The sequence below is a fragment of the Soehngenia longivitae genome (assembly GCF_004684055.1).
Lineage (GTDB): Bacteria > Bacillota > Clostridia > Tissierellales > Tissierellaceae > Soehngenia > Soehngenia longivitae.
Genome location: NZ_SRIB01000001.1, coordinates 80302 through 98670, shown reverse-complemented (window position 1 = coordinate 98670; position 18369 = coordinate 80302). Strand labels below are relative to the sequence as shown.

Sequence of the window (18369 nt, the reverse complement as noted above, 5' to 3'; positions counted from 1 at the left end):
TTATTCCTCCTATGGGTTTTCAATACTTGAATAAATCAACTGAGTTGCTATTGTAATTCCAACTACCCTTATTCTCTCGAAGATGTCATCTACATTATGATAGTCTATTTGTATTAAGTTTGTTATGCTATTTACTCCAACAGTCAATCTTTCTTCAATTCCGGGATTGGGAGATTTAATTAAGTCTGTTGGATAAAAACCCACAGTAAAATCCTCTAAAGCACCTCCATACCCGATAAGATTTCCAAGTTGACCTTTATACTGAATTGTTACTGCCCCTTCTACTTCGTCAAAAGCTTCTTGATAGTTATCGTGTAAAGTTATTAGAATAGCATTTTCTACAGTAGGGTGGTGTTCAATTTTCTTAATGACATAGTCTATTTCTTTCAATGGACCACCGACAAAGTCTCTTTGTAATCCAGTTATCTTAATAGCTTTTTCATCATGAACAAATGCCTCTATTTCATAGATATAAATATAGCTTGAATATCTAGTAGTCAAAACCCATCTATGGTAAAGATAAGCATCACAATACTGCCAGTAGTATTCCTTCCATCCTGTAGTATTCTCACAAGTTCCAGTAAAAATGTCAATCCAGTTGACTCCATCATCACTTCCTTGTACCTTGAAATCCTTTGGTCTATGTTCACTTCCAATATACCACTTAAAGCCACCAAGTCTTATAGGTCTTAGTGTATTTACTTGAATCCATTGTTCACCTGAATTTCTTGTCCTCCAAGATGAGGAAGTAGACCCGTCAAATGCACTTGAAGAATAGTATGATGAATAAGTACTACTTGCCTTGCAGAAACCAGATAGCGTTATAAACTTTCCAACCATAAACGGTAATTTAGGCAGTAGCACAAGGTTTCCCATTACCTTGTCACTAAATCTAATGGCAATCTTCTTTCCCTCACTCTTACTCATTCCACACCTCCTCTACCACAGGTAGTGGTATTTCTACTGGTACCAAATTTATTGGTATAAATTCAATAGAAAAATCATCCATCATCAGACCAAGTTGTGTTATAAGATTTTTAACTGTTAATCTAACACTTCCTAGAGCATTGTTCATACCAACTAGAGTATCATCAGCTACTGAAACTTGATACTTGTTCTCACCTAGGTATGTTATACTTCCTACAGGTATAACCACTCCAAAATATACATCTTCTAGCAATAAATTATGCACTTGTATCTCATAAATTGGATAAAGAGTTTCAAACTGTAGAGTTCTTCCCCAGTCTCCATTTCCATCATCAATGTTCTCAATCCATAAAAACTTGTTATAAACATCATGAAAAATAATCTCTAAGCCAGTTGAGTAAGGGGTGTAAACCCTAATGGTTTCTGCTGGCTCAAACACATCATGATAGGTAACCTCAACAAGTTCTGCTTTTGCATTGCCATCAAGAACTTTTATAGTATGCTGTTCTATTGCCATACCTGCCCAATTTCTTTCTGTGACCATCCAGTGTATGTTTCCTAACGAATCCTCAATGGTAAACCCCATTCTAAAGTCATTTGTGATAAACATATTGTGTGAAATGGCAGTACCAGTGAACTCAGCAAGTTGTCTTTCAGGCTCCCACACATTTGTAAAATCAATTGTCTGGCAGTAGCTTGAATAATATACCTTCCCATCGGTTTTAATATAGGAAACGATGATCCCCTGATCCTTATCTGGGAAGTTCACATTTTCCCAACCTCTTATAGCTTTGACTTTCGTAACCAAGGAGGCAATATGCCTTTTTGTCTCACTTAAATCCCATAGTTGACTCCATAGTATCCCTTGAGTATCGACCCAAAATATAAAGGGCTTCTCATCCGTTGCAAGTCTCCATTTTCTTCTATGAAGCTGCCAGTTTCCATTAAAGGCTATGGCCACTGCGCTACCTTCTCCAAGCTCAAACTGATGAACCCAGCCAAGCTTAAAGTAGTCAGGATATTTTCTAATGGATGTCTTTATGATACCGCCTTCTATGTGAATCTCATAGATGCTGTCCGGAGCTCCATAGGGAACTCGTCTCCTTGCTGCCAAGGATATATCTCCTAAATTATCTGCTACCCTTATAGTTTCAACAGTCCAGTAATCAGAATCCATTACGGTGGTCCTTGCCCTACTTACCTTTATGCTCATCTTTGGATCAGCCTTGTTGGCTAGGGTTTGCTGTGAACTTGTTAACTTTTCATTCAAGTGGGCGGTAACACTTCTCACAGAGACACCTCCTCTTTAAGAACCATTTTAATTGTTCCTTCAAAAAGGCTTTTATCTAGATTACCGTGGGCAAAATTTATCCGTTTCCAAGAAATATTCTCATCGATGTAAACTATATATTTTTTATCAAGAAAAATCATAATAAGTGGAGCACCAATGTCAATTATACGGTTGATTTCTTCTGCCTGTCTAAAACTCGATACGATAGTACCTACCGTTCTCTTAAGAGGACTACCAATCACCTGAACGTGATAACTTCCGTCCAAGAGTCGATTTACTACACGATTCGAAACATATTCAAATGGAGAGAGGTCCTTAAGAATCCTTGATAGGACTTCTCCATTGTAATTTTCAAGTCTAATCATCAGATTCTAGCCTCCCTTCTAAACTGGTCCATAATAATTTCAACCACACCAGTTAGCTCATTCTTTGTATTTATCCCTCTAACCTCAATAACACCTGTATGTTGAACTATTGAAGTCATGTCTCTATTAAAATTAAAACCTTGAAGTGAGTCATCAATATTGAGTCTAGTATCAAGATTAAAAACAGTAGGTATTGCACTCTGTATGTCCTTTTCTATGCCGCTCATTGCATTGATAAAACCTTCCCCAATACCCTCACTCATGTTAGCGCCAATTGCAGCAAATACCTTTGAGGGAGAATTGATGCCAAGAGCTTTCTTAACACCGCCAACAATACCATTGACCATATTTTTTACATTATCACCAAGCCAGCCGATCATTGATGCAATACCCTCCCATAACCCTCTTGCGATATTTTTCCCGACCTCAAATATGGATGGGATTCCTTTTGTAAGTCCACTGACGATTGAAAATATGATTTGTGGCAATTGAGCTACAATCTGCGGAATAGCTCTGATCAAGCCCTTACCAAGTTGGATAGTAAGTTGGACCCCCATTTCAATAAGTCTTGGCAAATTTGTGGTTATGAAACTAACAATACTGTCGATGATTTGGGGTAAAGCTTCTATTAGTGTAGGGAGTGCATTTAAAAGTCCTTGAACCAGTCCACTAATTAACTGAAAACCAGCATCCAGAATTAACCTCATGTTATCAACTAAAGTGGTAGCAATCAAAATGACTGCTTCAATCACCGCTGGAATCAGATCAGGTAAAGCCAACCCTAAACCTTCGACAAGAGCAGCAATAAGCTGTACAGCTGCATCAATTAAAAGTGGCAGGTTCTCAATGAGTGCTCCAATGATTGTCATAACAGCATCTACAGCTGCTGGAATTAGCTCAGGAAGCAGACTAAAGAGTGTTTCAAGAACCTGACTGAAGAGATCCGTCACGGTACTTAAAAAAACAGGCAGAAGGTCACTAATAGCAAGAAGAATAGTATCCATTGCTGCAGGTAGAGCTGTAACAACATTCTCTAAGATTGGTACAATATTAAGGACAACTGACTGGAAAGCGTCTACGAGGTTTTGCGTCAAATTGGTCATATCGGCATTGGCATTTCCAAGTCCTGCTGTAAATGATCCAACTGCGGCTTTCAAAAGCCCGATTGAGCCTGAAATAGTCTGTGTTGATTCTTTGGCAAAGTTTCCTGCATATTGCTCAGTGCTCTCGAAGAACATCTGCATGGCAACTTCAGCTTTTTCAGCTTGTGAGGCACTTGCCCAAGTAAAGTCTAATCCTTTTGCAAGGGCATAGGCTTCAATATTTGTGGCATTCATGGCAACGCCCAAGTTATCCATCATAGTGAAATTGCCCTTTGCCGCACCTGTGACAGCCTCCATAGCCATAGACATATCAATACCCATGACAGATGCCATATCAGCCGCTCTCTGCATTGCTTTTTCAGTAAGTTCAAGACTTTTTTGTTGTTCGATGCCGGAACCTTGGAACAATGCACCCATCTTATTAGCTGTGGCCAAATAGTCACTCTGAGACACACCAAGGTTTTTGTAGGCCTCCTCACCGGTTTTTTGAATCGAAGCCGCATATTTCCCAAACACTGCTTCAGAGCCACCTAGGTTTTGCTCCAGTTCACCGAATTGATCAACTGCTTCTTTGCCTAGCTTAAAGGCAACAGCACCGGCGGCAACAGCTGCAGCACCCATTGCAACACTGACACCCTTAAGGGTATTACCGAGCTTATCAAACTTTCCTCCGGATTTTTCTGCATCATCCCCTGCTTCCTTCAGTTGATCGCCGAGATCGTCAGCACTATCTGTGGATTGTTCCAATTCCCGCTCCATGCCATTCAGTTCTGCTTTAGCATTGTTAAGTTGGATTGCCCAGCTTTGAGTTCTTCTATCGTTTTCACCGAAACTATCGGAGGCATTCTTAAGGGCCGCTTCGAGGATAGATATTTTCTCTTTCTGTGCATCAATAGACTTGTTTAAAACTTCATTACGGGCAGTCATGGCTTGAAGACTTTTATCATTTTTATCAAACTCCGAGGATACGAGCTTCATTTCGCTACCCAGCACTTTAAATGATTGATTGATGTCACGAATGGCGTTCTTAAATTCTTTTTCACCCTCGATTCCTATTTTTAAACCAAAGTTATCCGCCATGCATGCCGCTTCCTTTCTTCATGAAATCAAATCCCATATGGGATAATGTCATCGATGTACAATTCCCGTTTCGGTTTTGTGATACCAAGAAATTGCTTGTGACACTCCCATAAATCCATCAATAAACCAATTGGCATAAGCCATGTTTCTTCTTCCGTACGATTGAGATGCACTGTTCCATAATAAATAAGCCGAGTAAAGATTTCTTCGTCTTTTACTCGGCCTGCAAGTTTTTTGAGTCTTCTTCCGATACAATATTTCGTTTTGTACCCTTAAACATTGCCTCTGTCAAGGCTTCTTTGTATGAAGCTAGTTCCAGTGGGGAGGTGAGTAGCTCAACCGCTTCTTGGCTAAGCAAAGTCTTCTGATCCTCTGGGTGTTTTAGATTGTATATTAGTAAACTCTGGTTTGCCATAAGTGTTATCAGCCAGACGATTTCATCAAGTGCCATCTCAAAATTCTCAGATTTCATCAGCTTTTCTCCCAGATTTTCAAGGCCACCGTATCTACCGGCTATTTCTTTTGTTGCCTTGGTGGTTAGAATAAGTTCATAATCCTGCCCACCAATATTAATCATTGTGCTTCTCTCATTATCCATATTCCATATCCTCCTTATTCACTTACTGTGACAGCCGCTACATTAGAGGTTACAGAGTTAGGTCCGACGGAAACCACACAGTAGTAATAATACGTACCTGCGGGATTAGTAGTTGGTGTTGTGTAGCTAGCCAAATTCGCTCCGGAAATCGGTGTACCACCTACATTGCTATTGATTGAATTGGAATACCATTGATAAGAAAGTGTTCCGCTTGAGGCTGTGGCTGTTACTGATAATACTACTCCTGTCCCCACTGTTGTAGATGCATCCTGAGGTTGGGTAGTAATACTGATATTAACCGCCGAAAATGTAGGTTCATACACCTGAGTATACCAGCCGGTAATAATCGCCGTTGTAACACCCTCATCCCCCTCATTAACTTCAGCCTTCCATGGATGTCTGCCCTGACCATCCAGCTTATTGCGCCTTAGCACTGTTCCTTCAATAGTAGGTGTTGAAAAAGTAATACTATCTCCTTTGGTAGTGAGATTGGTAGCGGGAATACCAAATTTCACACGGTATAGCCAGAAATATCTGTATTTTCCGTTTGCTTTCTTTGCTCTAAACCCAACAGCGACAGGATCTCCCCCATCCTCACCAGTAGAGATTAAAACATTGTTGTCGTCAATCGTTGCGCCAGTTAAATCACCGGCGGCTGTCACACCAATATCATCAATCCCCAAAGTCAATGTGCCACTTTGGAATTCTTTAATAATTTCAGCCGCTCCGTCATCGGCATAAAGCGTTGCCTCTGCAAGCTCGACCGAAAGTTCAGCACTGATCGCTTTAGCTAATGAAATTGGCGTGCCATAAGTTTCATCACCGTTTTCGTTTTCGGTTATTTTTGCATAATAGAGTTTATCTAAACCGATTGTAGCCATAATCTATTCCTCCGTTTCTACTTGAAATTCATAGTGTTTTGCCACATCAATAGCATAATGGTAATAACCGGTATCATCTTCATGCCCTATATACCGGCGGTCAGTTATAGTAAAATCCGCACCTAGTAGAGTTCGGACAAGTTTGGTTTTTATCGCTGTATAATTTCCTTTTGCAAATAAGGATAGCCTTGCTTCCTGTATCTCATATCCCGGCTCATTATCAACGTGAAGTTCAAAGGTATCAACAAGCGGAGTTATCACAACATATAAGTCAGGAGGAACACCTGAAAACACACCTGTCTCAATAGGGAGAAGAGGTTTAAGAATTGTATTAAGTTCTTCCAAAAGGTTCATATGTTCTCCATCTCTTTCTTTAACTTCTGTTTCATTGCTTCAATACAGGCTTTTTGAGTAGATGATTTAGCAGGTTTTAAGAATGGTTTAGGCGGTTGACCGCTCTTGCCATACTCAAGAACAGATGCAATCATGGCATTGCTTTTTCCATCAACACGAGGCTCAGAAAAACCTACTTTAACATTGAAATTTCCATCTCTATCCTGTTTAGCAGTGGAAACACCGAGTGCAGAAATTAGTTCACCGGTAGAACGACTCTCTTCTTTTGTTCCGCTACCAATAACCCCTTGCAGATTACTTTTTACTTTTGCCTCCACAATTTCACCACCGGCTTTAAGTATCCGCAGTAATATTTCATCTGTCTTTTCACCGAGCCTAGATATTTTCAAAAGAAAGTCCTCCGGCATTTTAATAACAGCTTTAGCCACTAGCTTTCACCTCCTTTGCAAGCACTTCAACATACATCCCGCGACCTTTTACATCTTCAACTGAGATGATTTCAAAACGTCCATCATCACATACAATGACCATTTCAGTTGTCACTGTAATACCGGGAAGGCATCGAAAACGGAAAAGGTCGGTGGCTTCAGAAAATGTGGCTCTATTTGCCCATCTCTCGCTGCCATGCCTACCTTCTCGATATGCCCTAACTGAAGCTACGATGTTATCAGTTCTTATTGAAAATCCTTCATTGTCCTTTACGCTTACTCTCTCAATGATGTCGATGAAAGTATTCATTTTTCCAAAGCTCATAATCACACCTTCCAATCTCGGTCAAGCCGAAGCAGCAGATTTACAGTATTCCATACCTGCTGCCCCGCCTGCACATTATCTGAGAAGAAACCGCCTGTACTGCCATCCCTTGATTCATAGAAGTGAGATGTGAGCATGATAACGGCTTGTTCGGTAGTAGGCGGCATCTGGTTATTGGTATAGAAATCCTCCGGCAGATGTTGATAGCTCTCAGCATACTTTATGGCGGCAGTAGTGTACATCTCAATGAGTTCATCATCCGCCGAGTGATCGAGAATAAGATTTGCTTTGACTTTTTCAAGTAATGTCATACTGCCCCCTCCCTTTCATTAATCTGGGATCATTAGTCCTGCGGCCTTAAGTTTGGTGAGAAGTGCATTAAAATCTGTCACCAAATCTTCAACTGTGGCTGCTGTACTTGCAGCTTGGTTATCAAGAATAGGGAGCCCAGTAATGATCGCCCCATCCTTGATTTCAAGTGTTCCACCAATGACGGTTTTTTCACCACCCTGTTCGGTATAATTCTTTGTGTTATAACTCATAGTCCACCTCCATTACACTTTCTGCTGAAGCACTTTGATGGCCTCAGGTAGAATAAGCTTTCCATCTACACGTTGGCTCGCAAGGAAACCCACTTGCCCTGTGGTTGCAAAAAGTTCATTTAAACGTTTGAAAGAACGCCCTTGTCTATCAGCAATCCAATAATATCCAAAATCACCGAAGGCAATGGTTTTAGCTCCAGCTAGAATAGTAGGAGCATAAGCTGAAGTATAAACCGGATGATTTAACAAAGTATCTGGAGCACCAGCTGCTAAAGAAGGCTGCCACAGATATTGACCTTGACCATCCTTCAGCTTACGAATCGCCTTTACTGTTGCATCATTCATCAAGAATACTGCGTTTTTTCTATATGGCGCTTTTAATGAGTAAACAAGATCAATAACTTCATCTGCAGTAATAGCGGTCGCTGAGCCTGCTGTCACTCCAAGCTGCGCTCCACCTGTTACATTGAAAATACCAGTAGGTTTCCCATCTCCATCTCCAACTAAAAATGCTTCTTCTTCCTTAGCACCTATTCTACGAGCAAATTCTGTGGAGATATAATTCTCTAAATCAAATATACTATCATTGAGAAGTTCATCAGAAACTTTAATCATTGTACCCAGCTTATAAGCACCAATAGATGTCTGTCCAAATACAGAATCACTCTCATCAAACTCCTCACCTTCGTCAAGCCAAGCAGCTGTGCCTTTGGTTACCACAACTGGGATTTTACGATCACCGCTTGAGGTTTTAATTATCTTTGCAATTTTACGGAATACATTCTCTTCCTCAAGGGTTTGAACCAATGTACGCTCAAATTCATCAGGAACAAGATATCCTCCCTCGGAATCAGTACCTATAGACAAAGCATTTAGCACATCATGACGAGGATTTTTGTTACGCATTACGCTCCAGAATGCCTTTTTGTACTCATCACTGGCCCTTCCGGTCTTTATATTCATCCCCGAAATAGCTGGCTTTTCGGTAAGAGGTGTGTTTACAGGCTTATTAAGCTCTGCTTCAAGAGCCTCTTGGCGTTCCAATCTTGTAATTTCTTTACCGAGATTAATAATGTCTTCTTCCATTCTGTCATAAGTTGCAGCATCTTCTTCAGATACTAACCCATCACTTCCACGCTTAGAATCAAGAAATGCTTTTGCTGTTTCCCATGCTTTTGCACGTTTTTCACGCAATTCAATAATTTGGTTCATTATTATTCCTCCTAATATTTTAATAAATTAAGACGCTCATAAAGCGCCTCTACTGACTGTTTTACAACTGGTTTTTGAAGTTTGTTCATAAGTGAATTAGTCACTGCACTCCTGCTAAATACAAAGCTGTCTTGTAATGCACTATCCACAGGTTTGAACATTATGTCATCTGCAAAACCAAGCTCAACTGCCTTATTAGCATTGAGCCAAGTTTCTGCATCCATCAAGTGAGCCAACCTTGTTCTAGATAAGCCGGTTTTAAGTTGATATGCATTGATGATGCTCTCTTTCACTTCATCAAGCATATGTATTGCTTTTTGCATCTCCTCACTATCGCCAATAGCTATCGTAAAAGGATTATGGATCATCATCAGTGATGTTGGAGACATTAAAACTTCTGTACCTGCCATGGCAATGACCGAGGCGGCTGACGCGGCAATACCGTCAATCTTTACAGTGACATTCCCCTTATAATCCATCAGCATGTTGTAAATCTGTGATGCTGCAATACAATCACCACCAGGTGAATTAATCCAAACTACTATATCACCCTCGCCACTCATTAGTTCTTCTTTAAAAGCAGCTGGAGTAACATCATCCTCAAACCAACTCTCCTCAGCAATTGCACCATTTAAATAAAGGGTTCGTGTTTGTGAATCTGTGTCACGAACCCAATTCCAAAATTTCTTCATTCATTTTTCCCCTCCAATCCCTCTTTGTTTGCAAAAATACCTGCATCTTCAAGTTTGGTCATATTCCCATTAATGAGATATAAATCTCCTCCAATTTCTGGTGAAATTCGATCAAGGTTCTCAAGTTCCCTAATATCATTAGCACTCATCCAGCCATTCTGTCTTGCAATTGCGTAGCCATTCATCCGAGAAACGTAATCACCTCGAAGCAATCCATCTACATTGAATTTAGCAAAATAGAGTTTCTTTTCATCTGACCTTAAAAGTGCTCGGCTAATGGTCTGCTCCCAACGAATTACCCAAGGATCTAAAGTGTATTTCACAAACTCTAGTGACTGTTGCTCAATATTAGAAAAACTCGATTTTTCTAAGTCTCCAACCATATGTGGAGGTACACGGAAAATTCGAGCGATTTCATTAATCTGAAATTTTCTTGTTTCTAAGAACTGAGCTTGTTCTGGAGAGATACCAATAGGCTGATACTTCATTCCTTCTTCAAGCACCGCTACACGATGAGAATTACTACTTCCCTGATAGGCTGCATTCCAACTATCCCGTACTTTTTGAGGGTCTTTAATGGTACCTGGATGTTCAAGCACCCCTCCTGGAGCAGCTCCGTTAGCAAAGAATTTAGCTCCATATTCCTCACAAGCAATTGCCATACCTATAGCATTTTTAGCCATTGCAATCGGAGAATACCCCACTAAACCATCAAAGCCTAAGCCAGGTATATGAAATACATCACTTGGTCTAAGTGTGACCGTCATACCTTTCATCGTTGGTGCATCATCAGAATATCTGGTGTAAGAGTAATAGAGATCGCCGCTTAAATCTCTATCCACAGACATTCGGTTTGGCATTAGAGGATACAATGCTATGACTTCACCTTTACCATTTCGAATAATTTGTGCATAGGCATTCCCCCATAATAAAAGATGGGTCATCATAGTCTCGCGGAAGACAAAAGAACTCATCTCTGGGTTAGGCTCATCATGTAATAAAAAATACAGTGGATGAGATAGCGCTTTCTCTTTTCCCCCACTATCGGTGTATTTATATAGGTGAAGCGGAAGCCCTGCCACAGCCTCCGCTAATATCCTCACACATGAATAGACAGCTGTCATTTGCATTGCTGTATGCTCATTAACAGGTTTACCGCTTGTTGTCCCACCAAAAAGGAAACTATAGTTGCTTCCTGCTGTTCGATTTTGTGGTTTGTCACGTGCTTTAAAAATATTTGTAAATAACCCCATTTGCATCACTCTCCTTAAAATGGGCATGAAAAAAGCACCTCCCTTGAGATGCTCAGATGAATTTAATAGTGTTATTATCAAAATACAGTATTAAGCAAAGCTAATAATGATATAAACAAAGATGCTATCGAGAAGATAATTGATAGTCTGTTTTTTTTATGCGTTTCCTCCATTTCAGCTAATATTGCACTTAGGAGCGGAAAATTCACTGCATTTTTGTCATTCCCGACCTTAGGTGCAAGAAGATAAACTTTTGAACCGTTTGGCTGTGTATAACCATATTTTTTATTCAAATGATAATATAACCTTCCAAACATAAGCTCACTATTTACATTAAGTTCATTAGCTATTTCTTCAATATCTATTGGTACGTAAATCTTTGAGCTCCTAGTCTTTGATTCTCTTTCAAAGTCCTCAAAAGTATCGTAATATTTATTGTATATTTTCTTCAATATGTCTCTATCTGTTGGTAAGTTCTTCATGATATCAACCTCTCCACAAAATTTGAGTCTATTATATCATGATATAACTCAAGAAACTAACAATTTAGAAAATCAACAGACCTCTGTCATCATAAACAGAATTACCGGTTTCTCCACCACAGCGAATAGCTCGGTCAAGAGCCATGATTGTAGCAACAGCTCCATCGATTCTTTCAGTTGATTTTTCTTTATCTGGTTTAATGTTACCTGCAGGATCAGTACGTATAAAGATGTTATCCATCATCCATCGGAGCACCGGATGACCTCCGTGAGCTATTTTCTGTTCCAAGGTCAGTTTCATCAGTTCTTTGGTCGGTGGAGACATATCTTTAAAACCTTGACCAAATGGAACAACCGTAAAACCGAGGTTTTCAAGATTCTGCGTCATTTGCACAGCACCCCAACGGTCAAAGGCGATTTCTCGAATGTTATATTTTGTACCAAGGTCCTCTATAAAACTCTCTATAAATCCATAATGGACCACGTTGCCCTCCGTGGTTTTAAGAAACCCTTGCTTTTTCCATACATCGTAATTTACATGGTCACGGCGTACACGCAAATCGATGTTGTCCTCCGGTATCCAAAAGAATGGCAAAACCATGTATTTATCATCCTCATCTAATGGCGGAAAGACTAGCACGAAAGCCGTAATATCCGTTGATGAGGAGAGGTCAAGCCCACCATAGCAGACGCGACCTTTTAGAGCTTCTGTGTCAACGGTAAAAGCACAAGCATCCCATTTATCCATTGGCATCCAGCGCACAGCCTGCTTTACCCATTGATTGAGACGAAGCTGTCGGAAACTATTCTCTTCAGCTGGGTTTTGCCTTGCTGATTCAAATGCTGCTTTAACCTTATCCATGCTGACGGTGATCCCCAAAGATGGATTTGCTTTCTTCCACACTTTTGGATCTGTCCAGTCATCCTCTAAAGCAGCACCGTAAATAACCGGATAGAAAGTTGGGTCAGATTTTCTACCGTTTATAATATCCAGTGCCTTTTGATGTACCTCCCAACAAATACTATTCTGATTATCTCCTGCAGTAGTTATTAAAAAATATAGTGGTTGCGTTCTTGCATCACCGCTACCTTTAGTCATAACATCATAAAGTTTTCTGTTTGGTTGTGTATGAAGTTCATCAAAAACTACTCCATGGGTGTTAAAACCATGCTTGTTGCTTACATCAGCTGACAGAACTTGATAAATACTTCCTGTTGGCTGATAGATTAGTCGCTTTGTAGAGTCAAGTATTTTCACACGTTTTGCTAAAGCAGGACACATACGAACCATATCTGCCGCAACATTAAATACTATCGATGCCTGGTTCCGATCTGCAGCACAGCCATAAACCTCAGCACGTTCTTCGCCATCTCCACAGGTTAAGAGCAGAGCAACAGCTGCCGCCAGCTCACTTTTCCCCATCTTCTTTGGTATTTCTACGTAAGCTGTATTAAACTGTCGGTATCCATTTGGTTTTATGGTTCCAAATAAATCCCGGATGATTTGCTCTTGCCAATCTATCAGTTCAAAGGGCTTTCCTGCCCAGGTTCCTTTGGTATGGGAGAGGCATTCAATAAAATCTACTGCATAGTCCGCCATCTCCTTGCTGTAATGGGAATCTTTCGCCATGTAAGAGGTTGGTTTATACTTCTTTAGTTTTCGGATATGCGGACACCTCCTTTAAAAAGACATAAAAAATAGACCATAAGGTCTTCTGTAACGAGGAAAAGAGCCATACAGCCCTGTTCCTATATCCGTTTTATCTTTTTGTTAATTGTATTCCTTCATCAATATTTCAAGTGCAGCTTGTGCATTGGCGTCGATGGGTTCAATGTCCCAGCCTCTATCAAAGTTTGCTATGATCTGGCCATCTCGCTTTAGCATCAGTTTTGAAATCTTACCCTCATCAATGCCGTAAGGGGAGCCTAAGTCAAAGCTTTTGATCCAGTAGTGAATGGTTTTCTTTTAGACTTCGATTTTACCTTCTCTCCACATGGTCTAAACCCTCCTTAAATCCTAATCACAATCGCCGGTAGAATTTGCTTTTCGCCAGTCTGCCAGTCGGTGTGGCTTGTCTTAACCTTTGTAAGTCCATCCATCCTGCAGCCATGCTTCTCAAATTCGGCTAAGATTGTGATCAGCCCTGAGAAGGTGCTTGAGATGGTGATGTGGTCGATTCCGTAGGCTTTGCAGGCTTTAACAATTGGTTCAATGTCGTAATCCCAAATGACCTCGGAAAAGTCGATGGTGTCGTTTCCCGCTTCCTTGCTTCTTTCATAGGCCCAGTACATGGTGCTGTTGATTCCAGACTCCTTAAAATTTGCGCCGGTTGCTTTGGCTTCTTCAAATGCCTTGATTTCTTTCATGTTCTCATCCTCCATTTAGTGTGGTTTTGTTTTGGTACTACATATATCACTCTAAACGAGAATAATAGCAAGTCATTTCTGTAGTAATAGAGCAGGTTTTCAGCATCCCAGTTTAATCTGCAATCGCGGTGTAACGCGAGAATTCATAACCTTCCGTATTAGACAATATCTTTTCACCGGTGTCTTTGTTAATGACCCTAATGCATCGAAGCTCACCTTTTTCATTGGACCCGCCATCTGAGTTCTTGATCCAGGGCTGATCTTCTAGAAAATTACTGGCGAACTTTTTAAACTCTGAATCACTGAGTTCCACTTCTCGAATCACAGTGTAATCAGAACCAATGACACCATCTTTCTTTGCTTCTTCGGTTGTTTCCCGTAGTTCCTTTATGTTATTGAGCTTTCGACCAAATAGGGCCTTCATTGCTATGCCTCCCCCCTAGTTTCTTCATCGATTACTATACAGGCATCCACACCGTAAACTACATTCAAGCTGCTCCCGTTGTCCCACTGAACCATGATGGAGCCTATGTCATCAACGCCCCACACAGTGCCTTTTGTCCCCGCAGGTGGCGCCTGTATATCATCCATCCAAATAAGCTGGACTCTGGCACCAGATGGGTACTGTTTGCGTAGGTGGGCCAGTCTTTCTTTACTTATCAGTTTCATTAGGAGCGCCTCCTTTAAAAGCACTGCTGCCTGATAGGTTTTGAAGGAGAATCTTTCTGTGGTTTTTGAATTCTTCTCCAATAAATCCGAGACGGAGAAGGAAACAGCGGAATGCGTACTTTTCATTATCGACTTCCTTATCTTTTATGGTAATTCTCTTTTGAGTTTTCGCCATCTCACAAAGCTTTGTGATGAATTGGGAATAAGCTTTTATCTCCTCAGGATTTGGCAACTTTGAAAACCAGGGGAAGCTAATGCGTTCCTTATCGGCTTCAATGGGAAGTGCATCCACATTCAGTGCTTTCTTAATGAGGTTTCCTTTTGCTTCTAACAACTTTGCTAGCTTTTCCAAATCTTCATCGGAAAGGGAGTCTTTTGGTATCTGGATGATGAGTCCCGTTTCCTCAGGTTCCGCTTCATTAGGAGTTGGTTCATCCACCTCAGCTTTAAACCCTGCATCTTGAAGTTTTTTCATCAGCGTCTTGATATCGGCCTGAACCACTTCGGTGTCAAAGGTTAGCTCTCCGTCTTTTTCAATGTGGTAAGGTCCGACCTGGTAAGCGCAGGATGGAACACCCAGGTACTTTGAGGGAACCTCTGTGATTTCGCTGATGAGCTTCACCAGCTTTTTTCGTTCGGTACCGGTTACGTTGTAATTGATTTTCATGATATTGACCTCCTTGTTTTTTGCTTACTACATATATCACTCTAAGTGATGTAAATAGCAAGTCTATCTTTCAATAGTTGTGTTATTTATTTTCAGGGAGGTCACTGTAGCGATATTCTTTACCGTCACGCAGGAGATAAACGTTATCTGAGGTCTCTGTTCCAGAAATGTAGCGTTCAACAATTACATCACAAAACTTTTCATCCAGTTCAATGGTGTGACAAATCCGCTGGGTCTGATCACAAGCAATGAGTGTACTACCTGATCCGCCAAAGGGATCCAGGACGATGCAGTTACTGAGACTTGAATTAAGAATAGGATGGGCCACAAGAGCCACGGGCTTCATCGTCGGATGGGAGCCATTCTTCTTAGGCTTTTCAAATTCCCAGATGGTCGTTTGCTTTCTATCTGCATACCAGTTGTGCTTGCCTTTCTTCTTCCACCCAAAGAGCACAGGTTCATGCTGCCATTGGTAAGGGGACCGGCCAAGCACCAGCGATTGCTTTTTCCAGATACAGGTACTGGAAAGATAGAAACCAGCTTCAGAGAAAGCCTTTCTAAAGTTCAATCCTTCCGTATCTGCGTGGAAAACATAGATAGAGGAATCCTGTGTCATCACGGCTTCTGTATTGGTAAAGGCTGCAAGGAGAAATTCGTAGAAAGCAGTATCACCCATGTTGTCGTTTTTGATTTTACCGGCGGAGCCCTCATAATTTACATTGTAAGGGGGATCTGTCACAACTAGGTTTGCCAGCTTTCCATCCATAAGTAGAGTGAATGTCTCTGCCTTAGTGGAATCTCCGCAGACAAGTCTATGAGGCCCAAGCTTCCAGACATCTCCAAATTTTGTCATAGCTGGTTTTTCCAGTTCTGCATCTACATCAAACTCATCATCGTGAATGCTTTCCTTTAGGGAATCTTTAAACAAGTCATCCAGTTCAGAAGGATCAAAACCAGTAAGGGAGACATCAAAGTCAGCACCTTGCAGATCAGCAATAAGAAGTGTTAACTTATCCTTATCCCAATCGCCACTTATTTTATTAAGCGCAATGTTGAGAGCCTTTTCTTTATCTTCATCCATCTCGATAACCACACACTCAACTTCGGTCATTCCTAAATCTAGGAGTATTTTCAATCTCTGGTGGCCTCCTACAACTCTGCCAGTAGTCTTATTCCAGATAACAGGTTCAACATAACCAAACTGCTCAATGGAGCGTTTGAGTTTATCGTATTCTGCATCCCCTGGTTTTAAATCCTTACGAGGGTTATAGTCAGCGGGTAGTAAGAGCCTAGTTTTCAGTTTTTCTATCTTCATATCTTTCCGCCACCTTTCTTAAATTTAGATTGAAGTCTACGTTCTCCCAAGGAAATAGTGAAGAGTTGAAGTGACCGTATGTTGCTGTATCGGAGTAGATTGCATTTCTAAGGTGCAGCTTTTCAATGATAGCCGCTGGTCGCAAGTTAAAGATCTCTTTAACTAGTTCAGTTAAATCTTCGTCACTGATTTTTCCCGTACCAAAAGATGTTACGTTTACTGAAACTGGATTTGCTTTACCAATGGCATAAGAAATAGCGACCTCGCATTTATCAGCAAGCCCGCTCCAAACAATATTCTTAGCAATATACCTTGCCATGTAGGCACCGCTTCGGTCAACCTTTGTTGGGTCTTTTCCGCTGAGAGCTCCCCCACCATGGGAAGCCAGACCACCATAAGTATCTACCATGATTTTTCTACCGGTTAGTCCAGTATCTGCAGCTGGTCCTCCTAAAACAAACCTACCAGAAGGATTGATCAGAATTTCTGTTTCGTCATCAAAAGGAAAGTCCTCAAAACACTTCCAGAGAACATTGTTTAAGATATCTGATTCTAGCTGCTTTTGGGTTTTATCTTTAAGGTGCTGCACAGAAACTACTACAGTTTTAACTCGGATGGGTTTATCTCCATCATACTCAACTGTGACTTGTGCTTTACCATCTGGCAGGATGCCAGTGATTATTTTCCCTTTTCTACACTCATCAATGCGCTTAACTATTCTATGTGATAGAAGTAAAGGTAATGGAAGAAGTTCACGAGTTTCATTGGTAGCAAAACCATATACAGTGCCTTGATCACCAGCGCCGATGGAACTATATGGGTCAGTAATTCCATCTCTTGCTTCAAGTGCTGTATCAACACCAGCAGCAATATCTACACTTTGATGATGTACATACACCAATACTGTAAATTTCCAAGGATTATAGCCCACCTCACGAAGTACATTTTTGACTATAAGGCGGATGTTAATTTTTTCGCTGCAGGTGATCTCGCCCGCCACGATTATTTTACCTTTAGTAGCCATGACCTCACAGGCTACACGTGAAGATTTGTCTCTGCGAAGGCAAGCATCCAAAATACTGTCAGCGATTAAATCTGAAAGCTTATCAGGATGTCCTTTGCATACACTTTCTGCGGTTCTGTAGTTTTTACTCATATTATTATCCCCCTCTGTTTTTTATTTGCCCCTACGAGCAGAAAGAAGTCTCTCCATCACATCATCTTGAGGATTTGATCCTTTGTAATCGCCAGTACAGTTTTCTTTTACGATCTGGAATATCTCAAACCACAAACGATTGGTCTGGTTCATGTAGTTTTGGCCCATGGATACATAAGGACTTTGAATTGCATTTCCAGTGGTGGGGTGCTTTGCAAGAAAGCCATATTCAGTAATGGCTTCTTCACACTGAATCCAACGAGCAACACTCATGGCATACCGTTCAAGGAGCTGTGGAGAAACCAGAGCAGCGCAGCCACGCTTATCCAGCCACTGCCATGTGGATTTGTAGATTTCACCAGCCACCAGAGCCTTTCCATCTTTCTGAATGGCCTCAAGCATTTTATTTGGTTCAGGCATTTCTTGTCCTTCAAGATCTGCAGTATTTGAAAACTCCATCACCGTCAGTTTCCTGCCACCAAGATTTCCTTCGACTATTTTGTCAGCCAGGGGTTTCTTTTTTGCCCCTGCTCCAACACGAGCACCACCTCTGTTCGTACCGTCTTTTGCCAACGATCACACCTCCTTTACAAAGAGGGGCTATACCCCCGTTTGAATCTGCGTTTTTTTATACGACACCCCACGCCCGTTGCACATTTAAA

24 protein-coding genes are annotated in these 18369 nt (G+C 41.0%); all 24 read right to left on the bottom strand.

Going from position 1 to position 18369, the window contains the following annotated elements:
* Nucleotides 1–9: 9 nt before the first annotated feature.
* Complete coding sequence (locus tag E4100_RS00485; protein WP_135269796.1) at nucleotides 10–927, bottom strand: discoidin domain-containing protein; 918 nt, start codon at nucleotides 925–927, stop codon at nucleotides 10–12.
* Nucleotides 920–2104, bottom strand: coding sequence for a hypothetical protein (locus E4100_RS00480; protein WP_135269795.1), 1185 nt, complete (start codon nucleotides 2102–2104; stop codon nucleotides 920–922). The genes E4100_RS00485 and E4100_RS00480 overlap by 8 nt, the downstream gene beginning before the upstream one ends.
* 110 nt (nucleotides 2105–2214) lie before the next feature.
* Nucleotides 2215–2583: a hypothetical protein gene (locus E4100_RS00475; protein ID WP_135269794.1), complete on the bottom strand. Its 369-nt coding sequence runs from the start codon at nucleotides 2581–2583 to the stop codon at nucleotides 2215–2217.
* A complete protein-coding gene (locus E4100_RS00470) occupies nucleotides 2583–4766 on the bottom strand; it encodes a phage tail protein (RefSeq protein WP_209315192.1) in 2184 nt (727 codons plus the stop codon). Before E4100_RS00470 ends, E4100_RS00475 begins: the two co-directional genes overlap by 1 nt.
* A gap of 214 nt (nucleotides 4767–4980) precedes the next feature.
* Complete coding sequence (locus E4100_RS00460; RefSeq protein ID WP_135269793.1) at nucleotides 4981–5364, bottom strand: hypothetical protein; 384 nt, start codon at nucleotides 5362–5364, stop codon at nucleotides 4981–4983.
* A gap of 14 nt (nucleotides 5365–5378) precedes the next feature.
* Nucleotides 5379–6245, bottom strand: coding sequence for a major tail protein (locus E4100_RS00455; protein ID WP_425596603.1), 867 nt, complete (start codon nucleotides 6243–6245; stop codon nucleotides 5379–5381).
* 3 nt (nucleotides 6246–6248) lie between these two features.
* Nucleotides 6249–6599 carry a hypothetical protein gene (locus tag E4100_RS00450; RefSeq protein ID WP_135269792.1) on the bottom strand — a complete coding sequence of 117 codons (351 nt, stop codon included), beginning with the start codon at nucleotides 6597–6599 and terminating at the stop codon, nucleotides 6249–6251.
* Nucleotides 6596–7027 (bottom strand): HK97-gp10 family putative phage morphogenesis protein, encoded by a 432-nt coding sequence (locus E4100_RS00445; protein WP_135269791.1) that lies wholly within the window; start codon nucleotides 7025–7027, stop codon nucleotides 6596–6598. The genes E4100_RS00450 and E4100_RS00445 overlap by 4 nt, the downstream gene beginning before the upstream one ends.
* Nucleotides 7020–7352 (bottom strand): head-tail adaptor protein, encoded by a 333-nt coding sequence (locus tag E4100_RS00440; RefSeq protein ID WP_135269790.1) that lies wholly within the window; start codon nucleotides 7350–7352, stop codon nucleotides 7020–7022. The genes E4100_RS00445 and E4100_RS00440 overlap by 8 nt, the downstream gene beginning before the upstream one ends.
* Before the next feature lie 2 nt (nucleotides 7353–7354).
* The gene (locus tag E4100_RS00435) at nucleotides 7355–7663 is read right to left on the bottom strand and encodes a head-tail connector protein (protein ID WP_135269789.1); all 309 of its coding nucleotides are present in this window, start codon (nucleotides 7661–7663) and stop codon (nucleotides 7355–7357) included.
* Between the two features lie 18 nt (nucleotides 7664–7681).
* Nucleotides 7682–7894, bottom strand: coding sequence for a Head fiber protein (locus E4100_RS00430; protein ID WP_135269788.1), 213 nt, complete (start codon nucleotides 7892–7894; stop codon nucleotides 7682–7684).
* A 12-nt stretch (nucleotides 7895–7906) separates the two neighbouring features.
* The gene (locus tag E4100_RS00425) at nucleotides 7907–9106 is read right to left on the bottom strand and encodes a phage major capsid protein (protein ID WP_135269787.1); all 1200 of its coding nucleotides are present in this window, start codon (nucleotides 9104–9106) and stop codon (nucleotides 7907–7909) included.
* 11 nt (nucleotides 9107–9117) lie between these two features.
* Complete coding sequence (locus E4100_RS00420) at nucleotides 9118–9798, bottom strand: head maturation protease, ClpP-related (protein WP_135269786.1); 681 nt, start codon at nucleotides 9796–9798, stop codon at nucleotides 9118–9120.
* Nucleotides 9795–11051 (bottom strand): phage portal protein, encoded by a 1257-nt coding sequence (locus E4100_RS00415; RefSeq protein WP_135269785.1) that lies wholly within the window; start codon nucleotides 11049–11051, stop codon nucleotides 9795–9797. The genes E4100_RS00420 and E4100_RS00415 overlap by 4 nt, the downstream gene beginning before the upstream one ends.
* Before the next feature lie 77 nt (nucleotides 11052–11128).
* A complete protein-coding gene (locus tag E4100_RS00410; RefSeq protein WP_135269784.1) occupies nucleotides 11129–11533 on the bottom strand; it encodes a hypothetical protein in 405 nt (134 codons plus the stop codon).
* Between the two features lie 64 nt (nucleotides 11534–11597).
* Nucleotides 11598–13133, bottom strand: coding sequence for a terminase large subunit (locus tag E4100_RS00405; RefSeq protein WP_245196329.1), 1536 nt, complete (start codon nucleotides 13131–13133; stop codon nucleotides 11598–11600).
* Between the two features lie 171 nt (nucleotides 13134–13304).
* Nucleotides 13305–13490: a DUF7678 domain-containing protein gene (locus E4100_RS09570; protein WP_425596606.1), complete on the bottom strand. Its 186-nt coding sequence runs from the start codon at nucleotides 13488–13490 to the stop codon at nucleotides 13305–13307.
* 53 nt (nucleotides 13491–13543) lie between these two features.
* Nucleotides 13544–13900, bottom strand: a complete 357-nt coding sequence (locus tag E4100_RS00395) for a DUF7698 family protein (protein ID WP_135269782.1) — start codon at nucleotides 13898–13900, stop codon at nucleotides 13544–13546.
* Between the two features lie 112 nt (nucleotides 13901–14012).
* On the bottom strand, nucleotides 14013–14324 hold the full coding sequence (locus E4100_RS00390; protein WP_135269781.1) for a hypothetical protein: 312 nt from the start codon (nucleotides 14322–14324) through the stop codon (nucleotides 14013–14015).
* A gap of 2 nt (nucleotides 14325–14326) precedes the next feature.
* Nucleotides 14327–14569 carry a DUF4314 domain-containing protein gene (locus E4100_RS00385; RefSeq protein ID WP_135269780.1) on the bottom strand — a complete coding sequence of 81 codons (243 nt, stop codon included), beginning with the start codon at nucleotides 14567–14569 and terminating at the stop codon, nucleotides 14327–14329.
* Nucleotides 14553–15236, bottom strand: coding sequence for a virulence protein (locus tag E4100_RS00380; protein WP_135269779.1), 684 nt, complete (start codon nucleotides 15234–15236; stop codon nucleotides 14553–14555). The genes E4100_RS00385 and E4100_RS00380 overlap by 17 nt, the downstream gene beginning before the upstream one ends.
* An 82-nt stretch (nucleotides 15237–15318) precedes the next feature.
* Nucleotides 15319–16551: a site-specific DNA-methyltransferase gene (locus E4100_RS00375; RefSeq protein WP_135269778.1), complete on the bottom strand. Its 1233-nt coding sequence runs from the start codon at nucleotides 16549–16551 to the stop codon at nucleotides 15319–15321.
* Nucleotides 16526–17707, bottom strand: a complete 1182-nt coding sequence (gene metK / locus E4100_RS00370) for a methionine adenosyltransferase (RefSeq protein ID WP_135269777.1) — start codon at nucleotides 17705–17707, stop codon at nucleotides 16526–16528. The genes E4100_RS00375 and metK overlap by 26 nt, the downstream gene beginning before the upstream one ends.
* A 21-nt stretch (nucleotides 17708–17728) precedes the next feature.
* The gene (locus tag E4100_RS00365; RefSeq protein ID WP_135269776.1) at nucleotides 17729–18280 is read right to left on the bottom strand and encodes a P27 family phage terminase small subunit; all 552 of its coding nucleotides are present in this window, start codon (nucleotides 18278–18280) and stop codon (nucleotides 17729–17731) included.
* Nucleotides 18281–18369 lie beyond the last annotated feature (89 nt).

Bases quoted from the DNA above. Each gene is read 5' to 3' on its own strand.
- E4100_RS00430 (WP_135269788.1), bottom strand. From the start codon at position 7,894: ATGAGTTATAACACAAAGAATTATACCGAACAGGGTGGTGAAAAAACC.
- E4100_RS00470 (WP_209315192.1), bottom strand. From the start codon at position 4,766: ATGGCGGATAACTTTGGTTTAAAAATAGGAATCGAGGGTGAAAAAGAA.
- E4100_RS00415 (WP_135269785.1), bottom strand. From the start codon at position 11,051: ATGGGGTTATTTACAAATATTTTTAAAGCACGTGACAAACCACAAAAT.
- E4100_RS00475 (WP_135269794.1), bottom strand. From the start codon at position 2,583: ATGATTAGACTTGAAAATTACAATGGAGAAGTCCTATCAAGGATTCTT.
- E4100_RS00480 (WP_135269795.1), bottom strand. From the start codon at position 2,104: ATGGATTCTGATTACTGGACTGTTGAAACTATAAGGGTAGCAGATAAT.
- E4100_RS00485 (WP_135269796.1), bottom strand. From the start codon at position 927: ATGAGTAAGAGTGAGGGAAAGAAGATTGCCATTAGATTTAGTGACAAG.
- E4100_RS00405 (WP_245196329.1), bottom strand. From the start codon at position 13,133: ATGGCGGACTATGCAGTAGATTTTATTGAATGCCTCTCCCATACCAAA.
- E4100_RS00460 (WP_135269793.1), bottom strand. From the start codon at position 5,364: ATGGATAATGAGAGAAGCACAATGATTAATATTGGTGGGCAGGATTAT.
- E4100_RS00375 (WP_135269778.1), bottom strand. From the start codon at position 16,551: ATGAAGATAGAAAAACTGAAAACTAGGCTCTTACTACCCGCTGACTAT.
- metK (WP_135269777.1), bottom strand. From the start codon at position 17,707: ATGAGTAAAAACTACAGAACCGCAGAAAGTGTATGCAAAGGACATCCT.
- E4100_RS00395 (WP_135269782.1), bottom strand. From the start codon at position 13,900: ATGAAAGAAATCAAGGCATTTGAAGAAGCCAAAGCAACCGGCGCAAAT.
- E4100_RS00455 (WP_425596603.1), bottom strand. From the start codon at position 6,245: ATGGCTACAATCGGTTTAGATAAACTCTATTATGCAAAAATAACCGAA.
- E4100_RS00380 (WP_135269779.1), bottom strand. From the start codon at position 15,236: ATGAAAATCAATTACAACGTAACCGGTACCGAACGAAAAAAGCTGGTG.
- E4100_RS00425 (WP_135269787.1), bottom strand. From the start codon at position 9,106: ATGAACCAAATTATTGAATTGCGTGAAAAACGTGCAAAAGCATGGGAA.
- E4100_RS00450 (WP_135269792.1), bottom strand. From the start codon at position 6,599: ATGAACCTTTTGGAAGAACTTAATACAATTCTTAAACCTCTTCTCCCT.
- E4100_RS00435 (WP_135269789.1), bottom strand. From the start codon at position 7,663: ATGACATTACTTGAAAAAGTCAAAGCAAATCTTATTCTCGATCACTCG.
- E4100_RS00440 (WP_135269790.1), bottom strand. From the start codon at position 7,352: ATGAGCTTTGGAAAAATGAATACTTTCATCGACATCATTGAGAGAGTA.
- E4100_RS00410 (WP_135269784.1), bottom strand. From the start codon at position 11,533: ATGAAGAACTTACCAACAGATAGAGACATATTGAAGAAAATATACAAT.
- E4100_RS00390 (WP_135269781.1), bottom strand. From the start codon at position 14,324: ATGAAGGCCCTATTTGGTCGAAAGCTCAATAACATAAAGGAACTACGG.
- E4100_RS00385 (WP_135269780.1), bottom strand. From the start codon at position 14,569: ATGAAACTGATAAGTAAAGAAAGACTGGCCCACCTACGCAAACAGTAC.
- E4100_RS00420 (WP_135269786.1), bottom strand. From the start codon at position 9,798: ATGAAGAAATTTTGGAATTGGGTTCGTGACACAGATTCACAAACACGA.